9 protein-coding genes and 3 pseudogenes are annotated in these 16,455 nt (G+C 31.1%); 8 read left to right on the plus strand and 4 right to left on the minus strand.

All coding sequences use genetic code 11. From position 1 onward, the window contains the following. The 4 genes and pseudogenes from HMPREF2930_RS11730 to HMPREF2930_RS02485 form a co-directional block, all read left to right on the plus strand. On the plus strand, positions 1 to 1,874 hold a 1,874-nt coding region (locus HMPREF2930_RS11730), incomplete at its 5' end, for a hypothetical protein (RefSeq protein WP_070597227.1). Positions 1,875 to 2,095: 221 nt separating this feature from the next. Then, positions 2,096 to 3,187, plus strand: coding sequence for a bifunctional 3-deoxy-7-phosphoheptulonate synthase/chorismate mutase (locus HMPREF2930_RS02475; RefSeq protein ID WP_002448300.1), 1,092 nt, complete (start codon positions 2,096 to 2,098; stop codon positions 3,185 to 3,187). 262 nt (positions 3,188 to 3,449) lie between these two features. Further along, entirely contained in the window at positions 3,450 to 4,439 is a 990-nt protein-coding gene (gene ccpA / locus HMPREF2930_RS02480; protein ID WP_017176097.1) for a catabolite control protein A, read from the plus strand. A gap of 249 nt (positions 4,440 to 4,688) precedes the next feature. Next, positions 4,689 to 6,355, plus strand: a pseudogene (locus HMPREF2930_RS02485) (formate--tetrahydrofolate ligase). Between the two features lie 270 nt (positions 6,356 to 6,625). On the opposite strand, the gene HMPREF2930_RS02490 reads toward HMPREF2930_RS02485, so the two are convergent. Further along, the gene (locus HMPREF2930_RS02490; RefSeq protein ID WP_017176099.1) at positions 6,626 to 7,513 is read right to left on the minus strand and encodes a transglycosylase domain-containing protein; all 888 of its coding nucleotides are present in this window, start codon (positions 7,511 to 7,513) and stop codon (positions 6,626 to 6,628) included. A gap of 346 nt (positions 7,514 to 7,859) precedes the next feature. Between HMPREF2930_RS02490 and tyrS the strand changes: the two genes are divergently transcribed. Further along, complete coding sequence (tyrS, locus tag HMPREF2930_RS02495) at positions 7,860 to 9,122, plus strand: tyrosine--tRNA ligase (protein WP_017176100.1); 1,263 nt, start codon at positions 7,860 to 7,862, stop codon at positions 9,120 to 9,122. Positions 9,123 to 9,188: 66 nt separating this feature from the next. On the opposite strand, the gene HMPREF2930_RS02500 is transcribed toward tyrS, so the two are convergent. Beyond that, the gene (locus tag HMPREF2930_RS02500; RefSeq protein WP_017176101.1) at positions 9,189 to 10,445 is read right to left on the minus strand and encodes a S1C family serine protease; all 1,257 of its coding nucleotides are present in this window, start codon (positions 10,443 to 10,445) and stop codon (positions 9,189 to 9,191) included. Positions 10,446 to 10,612: 167 nt separating this feature from the next. Here HMPREF2930_RS02500 and HMPREF2930_RS02505 point away from each other — a divergent pair, with 167 nt between their 5' ends. The 3 genes and pseudogenes from HMPREF2930_RS02505 (at position 10,613) to HMPREF2930_RS02515 (ending at position 14,483) form a co-directional block, all read left to right on the plus strand. Next, positions 10,613 to 11,230, plus strand: a complete 618-nt coding sequence (locus tag HMPREF2930_RS02505) for a lysophospholipid acyltransferase family protein (protein ID WP_017176102.1) — start codon at positions 10,613 to 10,615, stop codon at positions 11,228 to 11,230. Positions 11,231 to 11,698: 468 nt separating this feature from the next. Then, positions 11,699 to 13,160: pseudogene (gene nagE, locus HMPREF2930_RS02510) on the plus strand (N-acetylglucosamine-specific PTS transporter subunit IIBC). A 195-nt stretch (positions 13,161 to 13,355) separates the two neighbouring features. Next, on the plus strand, positions 13,356 to 14,483 hold the full coding sequence (locus HMPREF2930_RS02515; protein ID WP_017176104.1) for an HAD family hydrolase: 1,128 nt from the start codon (positions 13,356 to 13,358) through the stop codon (positions 14,481 to 14,483). Positions 14,484 to 14,530: 47 nt separating this feature from the next. Here the strand turns inward: HMPREF2930_RS02515 and serA are convergent, their stop codons facing one another. Both serA and HMPREF2930_RS11380 read right to left on the minus strand, forming a co-directional pair. Beyond that, positions 14,531 to 16,126 carry a phosphoglycerate dehydrogenase gene (serA, locus tag HMPREF2930_RS02520; RefSeq protein ID WP_017176105.1) on the minus strand — a complete coding sequence of 532 codons (1,596 nt, stop codon included), beginning with the start codon at positions 16,124 to 16,126 and terminating at the stop codon, positions 14,531 to 14,533. Next, positions 16,116 to 16,455: pseudogene (locus HMPREF2930_RS11380) on the minus strand (alanine--glyoxylate aminotransferase family protein); the annotation flags it as partial. The gene serA and the pseudogene HMPREF2930_RS11380, both read right to left, overlap by 11 nt.

Raw genomic sequence — 16,455 nt, forward strand, 5'->3', positions numbered from 1 at the left:
GTAATGACTTACATGGTCGTGGCGCAAATCAATTAGACCAAAACAACTTTGTTAATACACCACATTATAATCGTGATGACTATGAGAGTTATAATCATCCAAAATTCTCAAATCAAGCTACTCGTGATACTAATCAAGAGATTGATTATAAAACTTATTATAATGATCCGAGATTTAAGTCTCGTAAACGTTTTATTGTTAGCTTTATTACTGGTGCAATTATTGGCTCAACTATTGGACTTTTAACTAAAAATAAAGCAAACCAAAAAATTGATGATTTAAAAGCAAAAGAACAAGAAGTTAAAGATAATTATTATAGTATTAAACAACAAACAGAAGAAACAATTGATAATGTAAGACATAAAATTGAAGACTTAAAAAATAGAAAACATACAGGTATTTCTTCCGATGAGCTTGCAGCACAACGTCGTGCAATTCAATCAGAAACATCAAGTAACTTGGCAGATGAATCACCACAAGCGCAAGAAATACAAGAAGCCAAAAAAGAAGCAATCGCTAAAGATGAAAAACAAGAAGAAACAGATGCACTTGCAGCACAACGTCGAGCAATTCAATCAGAAACATCAAGTAATTTAGCAGACGAATCACCACAAGCGCAAGAAATACAAGAAGCCAAGGCTGAAACTATAGTAAAAGAAAATAATTATTTTAATAATGAACATAATAGTGCGGAAGAAATTGTAGCACAACAAAATGCTATTAAAGCTGAGTTGTCAAATAACTTAGCAGATGAATCACCACAAGCGCAAGAAATACAAGAAGCCAAAAAAGAAGCAATCGCTAAAGATGAAAAACAAGAAGAAACAGATGCACTTGCAGCACAACGTCGAGCAATTCAATCAGAAACATCAAGTAATTTAGCAGACGAATCACCACAAGCGCAAGAAATACAAGAAGCCAAAAAAGAAGCAATCGCTAAAGATGAAAAACAAGAAGAAACAGATGCACTTGCAGCACAACGTCGAGCAATTCAATCAGAAACATCAAGTAATTTAGCAGACGAATCGCCACAAGCGCAAGAAGTACAAGAAGCCAAAAAAGAAGCAATTGCTAAAGATGAAAAACAAAAAGAAACAGATGCACTTGCAGCACAACGTCGATCAATTCAATCAGAAACATCAAGTAATTTAGCAGACGAATCACCACAAGCGCAAGAAATACAAGAAGCCAAAAAAGAAGCAATCGCTAAAGATGAAAAACAAGAAGAAACAGATGCACTTGCAGCACAACGTCGAGCAATTCAATCAGAAACATCAAGTAATTTAGCAGACGAATCACCACAAGCGCAAGAAATACAAGAAGCCAAAAAAGAAGCAATCGCTAAAGATGAAAAACAAGAAGAAACAGATGCACTTGCAGCACAACATCGTGCAATTCAAAATGAATCAGCAATAAATCAATTATCTAATCCAGCAAGAAGTCATCAAACTCAAAACAGCGAAAATGAGTCACAAGCTTCTAAAATTGCATCGGCAGCTAGAACTAAGCAAACTAAGTTAAAAGATAATAAAGATGTAGCAAGTAATACTCGAAAATTATTTGAGGAGGCACCAATAACATCTTCTAAATATGATAAAGTGCCTAATTTGATAACTAAAAATCATAAGTCATTTAATAAAGATGAAGAAATAACAAAAAATAAACAAACTCACCATGATGCTAAATTTGAAAAAGGAGTTATTACTCACCAACATCAACCATCTCAATCAAATTCAACTCAAAAAAATAAAAAACATAATCAAAAACGTAAAAATCAGAATCGCAAAAATCAAAATAAAAACAAAACGCCAAAGCAACAACAAAGAGCTGAAAAAGCAAATAGTAAAATAGAAAAACGTACATTTAATGATTAATCTTTTTAAAAGAGCAGTGTAATATTTTACATTGCTCTTTTAATTCTTTATATAGTATTATTAATTATATTAATTTTAATAATTCAGAAATATCAGAAAATTTATTTGATTTATAGTTGAATATTTTTAATGTAATTGTTAGAATACTATCTAAATACAATTATTTTACCGCTTTAAAGTAATATAATTCAGTATAGTAAAATTTATTGAGGTGAGTATGAATGTCTACAAAGTTAGAACAATATAGGGAAGAGATAATTTCAATTAATAATCAAATTCTAGACTTATTATCAAAAAGAGGGGAATTAGCCCAAAAAATAGGAGAAGAAAAAATTAAGCAAGGTACTAAAGTTTATGACCCTCAACGAGAAAAAGAAATGATTAATGAATTAATGGATCGTAATAACGGACCATTTAATGATAATGTAATTAAACAATTGTTTAAAGAAATCTTTAAAGCGTCTACTGATTTACAAAAATCAGAAAATGAAAAACACTTATATGTTTCAAGAAAATTAAAACCGGAAGATACAATTGTAAAATTTGATAACGGTGGAGTTATTGGTGATGGAAATAAATCATTTGTATTTGGTCCATGTTCTGTTGAATCTCAAGAACAAGTTGATGCAGTAGCTCGTGATTTACAAGCCAAAGGTGAGAAATTCATTAGAGGCGGTGCATTTAAACCAAGAACATCACCATACGATTTCCAAGGATTAGGAATTGAAGGGCTTAAAATATTGAAAAATGTTAAAGATAAATTCAATCTTAATGTTGTTAGTGAAATTGTAAATCCAGCTGATTTCGAAATTGCTGATGAATACTTAGATGTCTTCCAAATTGGTGCAAGAAATATGCAAAATTTTGAATTACTTAAAGAAGCTGGACGTACAAATAAGCCAATCTTATTAAAACGTGGTTTATCAGCTACTATTGAGGAATTTACATTTGCAGCTGAATACATTGCTTCTCAAGGTAATAAAAATATTATTCTATGTGAACGTGGTATTCGTACTTATGAAAAAGCTACTCGTAATACACTTGATATTTCTGCCGTACCTATCTTAAAACAAGGTACTCACTTACCAGTAATGGTAGATGTTACACATAGTACAGGACGTAAGGATATTATGTTACCGACTGCAAAAGCAGCACTTGCAGTGGGTGCAGACGGAGTAATGGCAGAAGTACATCCAAATCCATCAGTAGCTTTAAGTGATAGTGGTCAACAAATGGATTTAAATGAATTTGATAAATTTTATAATGAATTAAAGCCATTAGCTGACATGTACAATTCTAAACAACTTAAATAAAACATCATACTTTAATTTACTAGCTATTCATTTTACTAAAATATAGGGCAATATAGAAAGTTTTATATTTAACTTCTATATTGTTCTTTTTTAGTTAAAACGAATAGTTTTATTTTGATTTTATTAAATCTATTAACTAAAATTTGACACAATTGTGAATATAAGTCTTATATATTTGACACATAACCAATTTATGATAAACTTTGAAAATGAAATGAAAACACGTTATAATAATAAATGAAACGCTTACAAGGAGGAAATTATGACGGTAACTATATATGATGTAGCTAGAGAAGCTCGTGTATCTATGGCAACTGTATCACGAGTAGTTAATGGCAATCAAAACGTAAAACCAGAAACACGTAAAAAAGTAAATGATGTTATTCAAAGATTAAATTATAGACCAAATGCTGTTGCAAGAGGACTAGCTAGTAAACGTACAACTACAGTAGGCGTTATTATACCAGATATCTCTAATATTTATTATTCTCAACTTGCTAGAGGTATTGAAGATATTGCAACAATGTATAAGTATCACTCTATCATTTCTAATTCAGATAATGATTCAGAAAAAGAAAAAGAAATTTTTAATAATTTGTTAAGTAAACAAGTAGATGGCATTATCTTTTTAGGTGGTACAATTTCTGATGAAATCAAAGATTTAATTAATCATTCTTCAGTTCCAGTAGTAGTATCTGGAACAAATGGTAAAGATGACAATATCGCATCTGTTAATATCGATTTTGCTAAAGCTGCCAGAGAAGTTACAGAACAACTTATTAAAACAGGCGCAAAAGATTTTGTACTTGTAAGTGGAGATTATTCTAAAAAGGCTCAAGAAGATGTACTAAGTGGTTTGAAAGATGCTTTAAACAAACATCAATTAAAGTTAAATAACACTATAGAATTATCAGGTTCAGAAAGCTATAAAGACGGAGTGAATGTTTTTGAAAAATTAAAAAATAATTTACCTGATGCTATATTATCTATTAGTGATGAACAAGCAATTGGTATTTTGCATAGTGCTCTTGATGCTGGAATAAAAGTTCCAGAAGAACTACAAATCGTTAGTTTTAATAATACGCGTTTGGTAGAAATGGTTAGACCTAAACTATCTAGTGTCATTCAACCATTGTATGACATCGGAGCAGTAGGTATGCGTCTTCTTACTAAATTTATGAATGAAGAAGACATTGCAGAACCTAATGTAGTTTTGCCACATAGAATTGAATATCGAAATACTACTAAATAAAGTAATGTAGAAAAAAGGATAAAATGAATAATTTTATCCTTTTTTAATATATAAGTTACTATAATATAATTATGTAAACCTTTTAATATTGCTAAATTTATTTTGAATGAAATTAAATATTTTGTAAACGCTATCAAGTATTCGACATATATTTGTTTGTTAGTTATTATAAAGTAGTAAGATGATTTGGTAGTTATTTCTAAATATCTTATTACATAAAATTTATTTTAAACAAGGGGTTGAAATAATTTGGCACATTTATCAGATTTAGATATTGCTAATCAATCAGAATTAAAACCAATTGGAGACATTGCAAAAAAAGCAGGAATACCTGAACATGCTTTAGAGCAATATGGACACTACAAAGCTAAAATTGATATTAATCAAGTTCAATCAAAAGAAGAAAAAGGTAAAGTTGTCTTAGTAACTGCAATGAGCCCTACACCAGCTGGTGAAGGTAAATCAACTGTAACAGTAGGCTTAGCTGATGCTTTTAATGAGTTAAATAAAAATGTAATGGTTGCTTTACGTGAACCTGCTTTAGGGCCAACTTTCGGAATTAAAGGTGGCGCCACTGGTGGGGGATATGCGCAGGTTTTACCTATGGAAGATATTAATTTACACTTTAACGGCGATTTCCATGCAATTACAACAGCGAATAATGCATTATCAGCATTTATAGACAATCACATTCATCAAGGTAATGATTTAGCAATTGATGTACGTCGTGTTGAATGGAAACGTGTACTTGATATGAATGATCGTGCATTACGTAATGTCATTGTTGGGTTAGGTGGACCAACTAACGGTGTTCCACGTGAAGATGGTTTCAATATCACTGTAGCATCTGAAATAATGGCGATTTTATGTTTAGCTCGTAATATTAATGATTTAAAAGAAAAAATCAGTCGTATTACAGTTGGTTATACTCGTGAGCGTAAACCAATTACTGTTGCAGACTTAAAAGTTGAAGGCGCTCTTGCAATGATACTTAAAGATGCAATTAAACCTAATTTAGTACAAACTATTGAAGGAACACCAGCACTTGTACATGGTGGACCATTTGCTAATATAGCTCATGGTTGTAACTCGATTTTAGCAACTGAAACTGCACGTGATTTAGCAGATATTGTTGTTACAGAAGCAGGATTTGGTTCAGATTTAGGCGCTGAAAAATTTATAGACATCAAAGCACGTGAAGCGGGCTTTGAACCTTCTGCAGTTGTCCTAGTAGCTACTGTTCGTGCATTAAAAATGCATGGAGGTGTTGGTAAAGATAATCTAAAAGAAGAAAATGTTGAAGCAGTTAAAGCTGGTATTGTTAATTTAGAGCGTCATGTTAATAATATTAGAAAATTTGGAGTAGAACCTGTGGTTGCTTTAAATGCGTTTGTACATGATACTGAAGACGAAACTGAGGCAGTTAAAGCTTGGGCTAAAGAAAATAATGTACGAATTGCCTTAACAGAAGTATGGGAAAAGGCGGTAAAGGTGGCGTTGATCTTGCTAATCAAGTTCTTGAAGTCATCGATCAACCACAAGAATTTAAATTCTTGTATGATTTAGATCAATCATTAGAAGAAAAAATTGAAACAATTGTAAAAGAAATCTATGGTGGTTCTTCAGTAATGTTCAGTAAAAAAGCAAAAAAACAATTAAAAGAATTTACCGACAATGGATGGGGCAAATATCCAATCTGTATGGCTAAAACACAATACTCATTTAGTGATGATGCAACCGCTTTAGGTGCACCAACTGATTTTGATATAACTATCAGAGAATTAGAAGCTAAAACAGGCGCTGGATTTATTGTTGCATTAACAGGTGCAATTATGACAATGCCGGGATTACCTAAAAAACCAGCGGCATTAAACATGGACGTCACTGATGAAGGTCATGCAGTAGGATTATTCTAATTTAGATTAAAAAAAGCGTTTGAGACATTTACTGTCTCAGACGTTTTTTTTGTTTTACCAACAAATTTCATCATTTTGTTGGTAAAATTGCATGTGAAAAAACAAGCGATTTAGCAACAAAACCAAGTAAAAAACGAATTTCAGGTAATTTAAATGATATATCGATATTTTGTGTTATTACTATCATATATTTATTTTAAAAGGTTCTTAAATTCAATACTCATAAATCATTTAAATTAATATAATGTGTGATATAAGATATTAATTGGTTCATTGAGGCTTAGTTAATAAATGATCATAAATAGTATATTGTTTTGCCTGTTGATATGTCTTTTTACTGATTACCCCTTCCACTAGCATTCGTTTTAATACATAATGCTGACGGTCAATACTAATTTTAACTTCGTTATAAGACTTCAAATCACCATTATCTTCATACGGTGTATACGTATAAGGGCTTTGCAATAAGCCAACAAGATAAGCAGATTGTGCAACATTTAACTTGGAGGGGGGAACGTTAAATAAACTATAGGAAGCAGACGCAATTCCAGTTATATTTGCACCATTATAATCGCGTCCAAACGGTACAATATTTAAATATGTATAAATAATTTCATTTTTAGATAATATTTTTTCAAGACGCATCGCTAATATAATTTCATTTGCCTTACGACTATATGTTTTTTCATTTGATAAGACTTGATTCTTTATTAATTGTTGTGTAATTGTACTTCCGCCAGAACGAGAATTTAAACTTAAAACATCTTGTATCATTGCTCTTATTAACGCTTTTGGTAAAATTCCATCATGTTTAAAAAATAATGTGTCTTCAGAAGATATTAATGCTTTAATTACGTTTGAATTTACATGTTTTGGACCTACGATGAGAGAGTTTTGAGAATGATCATACTCAGTTAAAATATTTTTATCGTGATTCAAAATCTCATCACCTGAAAAGTGTAGTACGCGATGTTTTAATTCAGTATCACTTATATTTGAAGCTTCTTGAGTGAGATGATGAAAATAAGTGGCAGTACCAAGAACAATAAGTATAGAACCTAAAACTACAATACTCAAAAGGCCTACCATAATATGTTTTATAAATTTATAATTTTTTTCAAACGTTTTAAATTGAGCATCTTTAAATAATAATTTCATGGTAGTCCTCCTAAAATTTAAATACAGTATATCATATCTAGCATATTTGACTTTTAGAAGAGGTTTTTTTATAATTATTATCAATTCAATATGTATTGAATAAGAGGAGAAGTAATATATAAATTAACTTAACAGAGAGTTAGTGGATGCTGTGAACTAACATGTGTTTATATATGAATACACCTCATACTTATTTATTCAACGTTTATTAATGAGCGTATCATTAATAGAGTAAACAATTCTACTTGAATTGTTAAGTATGGTGGTAACGTGCATAAGCGCCCTTACATTGTTGTGAGGGTGCTTTTTTATTTAATAAAAATAAATTTTATAGGAGGATATAGCTATGTCAAATGCATTACTAGAAGAATTACAATGGAGAGGTTTAATTTATCAACAAACTGATGAACAAGGTATTGAAGATTTATTAAATAAAGAACAAGTAACGTTGTATTGTGGTGCAGATCCAACTGCTGATAGTTTACATATTGGTCATCTTTTACCATTTATGACATTACGTCGATTCCAAGAACATGGTCATCGTCCAATAGTACTTATTGGTGGAGGCACTGGTATGATTGGAGACCCATCTGGTAAATCTGAAGAACGCGTATTACAAACTAAAGATCAAGTAGCAAAAAATGTCGAAGGCTTAAGCGCTCAAATGCATAAATTATTTGAATTTGGCACAGATAAAGGAGCCGTACTCGTTAATAATAAAGATTGGTTAAGTCAAATTTCACTAATAAGTTTCCTACGTGATTATGGTAAACATGTAGGTGTCAATTATATGCTAGGTAAAGATTCAATTCAATCACGATTAGAAAATGGGATTTCATACACAGAATTTACGTATACTATTTTACAAGCAATTGACTTTGGCCACTTAAATCGTGAACTTAATTGTAAAATTCAAGTTGGTGGTTCTGATCAATGGGGTAATATTACAAGTGGTATTGAGTTAATGCGACGTATGTATGGTCAAACAGAAGCTTATGGTTTAACTATTCCATTAGTGACAAAGTCTGATGGTAAAAAGTTTGGGAAATCAGAATCTGGAGCTGTTTGGTTAGATGCTGAAAAAACAACACCGTATGAATTTTATCAATTTTGGATTAATCAATCTGATGAAGATGTTATTAAATTCTTAAAATACTTTACATTCTTAAGTAAAGAAGATATTAATCGCCTTGAACAATCTAGAGATGAAGCACCACATTTACGAGAAGCTCAAAAAGCACTTGCTGAAAATGTAACAGAATTTATTCATGGTAAAGAAGCACTTGATGATGCAATTAGAATTTCAGAAGCATTATTTAAAGGTGATTTAAAATCTTTATCAAGTAAAGATATCAAAGCAGGGTTTAAAGAAGTACCTCAAGTTGAAGTTTCTAAAGCAACAACTAACATTATTGATGTTTTAATTGAATCTGGAATTGCTTCCTCAAAACGACAAGCAAGAGAAGATGTAAACAACGGAGCAATTTATATTAATGGTGAAAGAGAACAGTCTGTTGATCACAACTTAACTGATGAAGATAAATTTGATAATGAATTTACAATTATTCGCCGTGGTAAGAAAAAATACTTTATGGTAAATTATAAATAATCTTATCTGAGAAGGATATATTGAAAACGAGGTTAATCCATTATTTTGGATTAACCTCGTTATTTATTATCGAATAAATTGACTATTATTATCTTCAGAATTATATGATTGCGAAGATATTGCTTTTTGATTTTTAAGAGTGACTGATACGTCTTTAGTTTTACCATCACGTATAACAGTCAACTTCACGGTTTCACCTGGCTTTTTATTTTGATATAAGTATGTTCTTAAATCAGTATCATCATCTACTTTTTTACTATCTACTTTAGTAATGATATCGCCAACTTTTAATTCACTAGAGTGGCTAACTTTTGCTACATACACACCAGTATCACGATCAGTTTTTAATTCTTTTTTATAAGAATCTGGAATATCACTTAAGTTAAGTAACCCTATTCCAATTGAAGGACGTTCTACTTTACCATGTTTAACGAGTTGTTCAATTGTAACTCTTACTTCATTACTTGGGATTGCAAAACCAATACCTTCAACTTGGTCAGCAGCAATTTTCATTGAATTAATACCTACTAAATTACCATTAACATCTACTAATGCACCTCCAGAGTTACCAGGATTAATTGCTGCATCTGTTTGTAGCACATTCACTTTAGTTCCACCAGAAGTGGTATTAGATTCAATTGTACGTTCATTTGCAGAAATAATACCTGATGTTACTGAGTTAGCAAATTCTAAGCCAAGTGGGTTACCCATTGCGAAAACACTATCGCCAGTTTGAACTTTAGAAGAATTTGCGAATTTCATTGCTTTAATTCCTTTTTGAGAATCAATTTTTAAAACTGCAATATCTGAAACTGCATCTGTACCTACAAGCTTTGCTTCTACTTGTTTACCATTATGTAATTGTACTTTAATTTGTGATGCACCATCAATAACATGATTATTAGTGACGATGTAAGAAGAATTGTTGTTAATTTGATAAATAACACCAGAACCGATACCAGCTTCTTGTGCTTTAGTTGATTTACCTTGTAATAAATCGTCAAAACTTGTTACCTTTTGCATATTGATGACACCTACAATAGCAGGAGAGACATCTTTGATCATGGCATTAACCGATTTATATTTATCACTTTTACCGTCTAACACATTGCCACCTTTATCATTTGTAGCCTGTTGGACTTGAGATCCACTACTATTTGAATCATCTCCATTCATAAGTCGATTAACTCCTAAAACAATTAATGCTCCTATGATACCAGCGATTAGAGCAATAATAATAATTCTAAACCATGGAAATTTCGGTTTAGGTGGACGTGAATGTTGATAATCACTGGATTGAAAATATTGATTATATTCTGTCATATGAAACCTCCGTATTTATTTTAACCATTATCTCAATTATGAAGAAAATATTTAAATATTTCTAGTAAATAGCTATCAGACTTAAGATGTATCTTTTAAAATCTTGTTCACGTGATAAGTTAATGATAAAATCGACTAAGTGTAGAAACTTAGAAGTAGGTGACAAAATGTATAAATTTATTAGTAAATTTTTAGAATTAATAATCGTAAAAATGGCACGTTCATTACATATTGTAGGTAAAGAGAACATTCCTAAAGATAGTAAATATGTTGTGACTTGTACCCATGAAAGTTATAATGAAGTAATTTTATTAGGATTAGCTTTAATTCCAAATGAAATTCATTATATGGCTAAAAAAGAATTATTTAGTAATAAATGGGGTGGCAAATTTTTAAGATCTTTAAATGCTTTTCCAGTAGATCGAGAAAATCCGGGACCTAGTACGTTAAAGCAACCTGTTAAATTATTGAAAGATCATAAAACAGTAGGTATCTTCCCAACAGGTCATAGAACTTCAGTTGAAGGCGCGCCTTTAAAACGTGGAGCTGCAACGATTGCTATGCTAGGTAAAGCACCAATCTTACCAGCTGCTTATGTTGGACCAACGAAGTTACATGGTTTAGTCACTGGTCAAGCGATGATTAAATTTGGTAAACCTATTTATCAGTCTGACATACCTAAAGATTTAAAGCGTAACGAAAAAATTGATTTTCTAACTAAAGAAATAGAAAGACGTACAGCACAGTTACAACATGAACTTCATCTTATTCAAGCACGTCTTTAATAGATATTGATAGCATTATTCATCAGAAGATTTTCTAAATAGAGAATCTTCTTTTTTTATAAATAATTGATAAATGGATGATAGGAGTACCATGAGTGAAAATGACAAGTTTTAAGAAATCTATTTTCCGTTAGTACCATATATTATCTAATGTATTGTTCTTGTTATTTTGACTTTAATCATTTTTATTTAGTCAATGTGGAAAGATTATTTAATAAAAAAAGGATTTGAAGTAAAATACCAGTTAATTATCTCAATCAATAATAAAAATCACTTATAATATCTTATTAAATATATATATATACGTTTTAATCTTTATTGGTTAGAGCGTATCTTTTTTATATTGTCATCACATTGTCTATTTATATAAAATAAACATATAGCGTAACCGCTTACAAATATGGTAGATTATATATTGGACTAAATACATAAAAAATATAATTTTTAATAAATAAAGGAGGATAAAAGATGTTTAAATTCTTTCAAAATCTCGGAAGATCGTTAATGCTCCCTGTAGCTGTTTTACCAGCAGGAGCAATCATAACCGGGATAGGTAACTTACTAAACGCACTTCATGTTCTTCCCACAGTAGCCATGTTCTTTTCAATTGTAGGAACAGCTATTTTAGGACAATTAGGATTAATTTTTGCTATCGGTGTAGCTATTGGTATGGCTAAAAAGAACGATGGGGCGGTTGCTTTGGCAGGTGCGTTAGGATATGCTATGGTAACGAAAGTATTAAATCCAGAAAATGTGGCTACGTTATTTAATATAAAAGAAAAAGCAGTTAACTTAGGCTTTACAAAAATGGATAATTCTAATGTATTTCTTGGTATATATTATCGGGTTAATTGCAGCATATTCTTTTAATAAATTTAGTGAAGTTGAATTACCTATGGCCTTGTCATTTTTTAGTGGTAAACGATTAGTACCTATTATGACTGTATTTTTTAGTACCATATTAGCAGTTATACTATTATTTATTTGGCCTATGGTCTTTTCAGGCATTGTTGCATTTGGAGAATGGTTAGTAGGTTTTGGTTCATTCGGGGCATTTTTATATGGTGTCTTTAATCGATTACTTATTCCTACTGGTTTACATCATGCATTGAATGCAGTATTTTGGTTCGATACAGCAGGAATTAATGATATTGGTAAATTCCAAACAGGTGTAGATGCAGTAAAAGGTATAACAGGACGTTATCAAGCAGGTTTCTTCCCAATTATGATGTTTGGTATACCAGCAGCAGCACTTGCAATGTATCACAGTGCTGAGACAAAGCAACAAAAGCAAGTATGGGGATGGTTTTTAGCAAGTGCTATTTCAGCATTTGTAGTAGGCGTTACAGAGCCAATTGAATTTGCATTTATGTTTGTTGCACCTGTACTTTTTATCATACATGCCTTATTAACAGGACTTTCATTACTTATTGCATCTCTATTTCATTGGACCGCGGGATTCTCATTTAGTGCAGGATTAATTGATTATGTTTTATCGCTAATTAATCCAATCGCTAATCACCCTTTAATGCTATTAGTTCAAGGTATTGTATTCTTTATTTTATATTATGTTATTTTTAGAATTATGATTAAAGTATTGAATTTAAATACAATAGGACGTGGTGATAACTTACTAGCTGATCCGGTAGTAGAAGAAACGACGACTACAGATAAATCAAAAAGTGGAAAATATCATCAACCAGCTACACAAATATTAGAAGGTTTAGGTGGAAAATCTAATATTGATAGTTTAACAAATTGTGCTACACGACTTCGCTTAGAACTAAAAGATAATACGATTATTGATGAACAAAAAATTAGAAATGCTGGAGCTGTTGGGGTGACGAAAAATGGCCACCATTCAACACAAGTAATTATTGGTACACATGTTCAACAGGTAGCAGATGAAATTGAAAAACAGTTGAAATAATTCAATAGAAACAATAAAAGCGACAATATATGTCCAAATCATTTGTTACACTATAGTCCTATTGATAAATATTGTTTATATAAAAGAGCTAATGCTAGATTTTAAGCATTGGCTCTTATTTTTATTACATTGACTTTATATAAATGTTCGTTATGATTATAAGTATCAGAATAGTCAAAAAATGGAGAGATGTCGATGAAATCAATTTTATTTGATGTAGATGGTGTGTTTTTAAGTGAAGAACGTTGCTTTGATGTATCTGCCTTAACAGTAGAAGAACTATTAAAGAGTGATGACTTTTTAGGTTTAGATAGCGCTCAAAATTTTAATTATATGAATGATGAATTAATTGAAGATATAAGAACACGAGTATTTTTAAATGATCAAATTTTAAATCAATTAAAATCTTTAGGCCTTAATTCTAACTGGGATATGCTATTTGTTGTATTTAGTATTCACTTCATCCATCTCTTGAAACAGTTGGATTCAGAAACAATTAGACAAGTGACTCATGTTGAAACGTTTTCAGTTGAGACTCTACGTGAATTACAATCTTATAATGATCAATTTAAAGTTAATTATGCAGTACCGTTAAAATTTATTCAAAATAGTCAAAGTGGTAAAGAGAATATTTATCTTGAATTAGAAGGTTATGCAAAAGATCAATTAAATATTGAAAATGCTAAATTATTTAATTTAAAAAGTCCACTTTGGAATTTAGCTAGAGCAGTATATCAAGAATGGTATTTAGGAACAACTTTATATGAAAAAGTAGAAAAACTTACTCCTTTGTCTATTCCTAAATCTGGTTTTATTTATGAAGAAATGATCTTACGTCCTGTGGAAGAAATTAAAACTTTATTAAATGATATAAAACAAGCAGGTTTTAACATTGCCATTGCAACTGGTAGACCAAGAACAGAAACCATTGTTCCATTTGAATCCTTTGGTCTTAAAACTTTTTTTAATGAAAAGCATATTGTTACAGCGAGTGAAGTATTGAAAGCTGAGTCAGTATTTCCAAAAGAAGGGTCACTAGGTAAACCTAATCCATTTAGTTATATTGCAACTCTTTATGGAAACAATGAGAGAGATTATTTGCACTATATTCAAAATCAAACACATATTGTTAATGAGGATGATGTATTTATTGTTGGTGATTCATTAGCGGATTTATTGTGTGCTAAAACGATTGGGGCAACATTTATAGGTACTTTAACTGGTTTAAGTGGGAAAGGAGCAAAAGAAGAGCTAGAGCAACATGGTGCTGATTATATTGTTAATCATATTTGTGACATTAGACATATTCTACTTAATAAATAATAAAAAGAAGGGAACGCCGAATATTATCGTCGTTCCTTTCTTATTTATTATATTGATAAAGTTGTACCGTAGATTTTATCAAAATCACCAATCTCATATAATTCTTTAATAACTTGTTGAGTAATAGGTTGATCTACTGACAGAATCATCATTGCTTGTCCACCTTCAGAACTTCTTCCTAAAGACATTGAAGCAATATTGATATCATGTTTACCGAGTAGTTGACCTGTTAAACCTACCATTCCTGGTAAGTCTTTATGATAAGAAATAAATTGATAAGCATTAGGTTTAAAATCTACTGAATAATCATTAATTCTTACAATACGTGCACCAAATCCGTCTATTACAGTTGCACCAATTTTCACCTCTTCATGTTCACTTATCAAATTAATTTGAATATAATTGCTGAATGTCCCCTGTGAAGCACGATTTTCAATATGATGAGTGATACCTTGTTCGTTTAATAATGCAATAGCATTAATTAAGTTCACGCGTTCACCTAAATTTTGTTTTAAAATTGACGTTACGATTGATCGAGTAATTAAATCAGCTTCTTTTTTAGCATGTTCTCCGTTAAAAGTCACTTTAATCTCTCTAGGCGCATCATCTAATAATTGAATTGCCAATTCACCTGAAAGCTGGCTAATACGAAGCCATTGTTGTGTCTTCTCATCAATATGGTTTAAGTTTAACTTAGGTGCATTGACTGCGTTTGTAACATTACCATTTTCTAAAATATCAATGATTTCTTCAGCAACTGATACAGCTACTTTTTCTTGTGCTTCAATCGTAGATGCACCTAAATGAGGAGTTACAATAATATTTTTATGATCGAGCAGCGGTGAATCTAGAGGAGGTTCATTTTCAAATACGTCTAATGCTGCTCTAGCAATTTGATGTTGATTTAAGGCATTAAGCAAGTCGTTTTCATTAATAATTCCGCCTCTAGCTACATTAATAATTTGTAACGTTGGTTTAGCTTGATTAAAGAAATGAGCATCGATAATACCTTTTGTTTTAGGTGTTAATGGTGTGTGAACGGTAACAAAATCTGAACGTTGAGCAATTTCATCAATTGTTGCTAGTTCAATTCCAAGTTGCTCTGCTTTTTCTTTAGTCAAAAAAGGGTCATAAGCTAAAACAGTCATACCAAAACTTTTTAATCTTTTTGCTACACCTAAACCAATACGTCCTGCTCCAATGACGCCTAATACTTTTTGATATAATTCAACTCCTTTAAATGCTTTACGATTCCATTCTTTATTCTTTAGTGATGTGTAAGCTTGCGGTATATTTCGTGCCATTGCTAGAATCATAGCAACTGAGTGCTCAGTAGCAGAAATCGTATTTCCATCGGGAGCATTTACAACGAGTATACCGTTTAGAGTTGCTGATTTTATATCAATATTATCCACACCTACACCGGCTCTTGCAATAACTTTTAAGTTTGAAGCATGGTTAATAATAGATTCTGTGACTTGAGTTTGACTACGTACGATTAACCCTTGATAGTTAGGAATAATATCGACAAGTTCTTTTTCAGTTAAACCAGACTTAAAATCAACGTTAAAATCAGGATGATGGATTAAACTTTGTAAACCTTTTTCTGAAATTGGATCTGAAACTAAAATATTATGCGTCATGTTGAATTACCTCCGTAAATTTTAGCGTAGCTTTGCCAATATAATTGACTTTACGATAATCTGTAAGAATGATTTCTAAAGCTGAAACAACAGATAAAATATCAAAAGGTGACACTTTTCCCATGTGACCAATTCTCAAAATGGTTCCTTTTAGTTTGCCTTGACCACCAGCAATAGTAATATTAAATCTTGATTTTAGTGTTGATTTAATATATGTTAATTCGTCTTTATCGTGAGGGATAAAAGAAGTAACAGTAGGAGAGGCATATGAGTCTTTAGTAACTAATAAATTTAAATCTAATGCTTTTAAACTTTCTCTTAAACCATCT

The sequence above is a fragment of the Staphylococcus sp. HMSC068C09 genome, assembly GCF_001813735.1.
In the GTDB taxonomy this organism is placed as follows: Bacteria; Bacillota; Bacilli; order Staphylococcales; family Staphylococcaceae; genus Staphylococcus; species Staphylococcus hominis.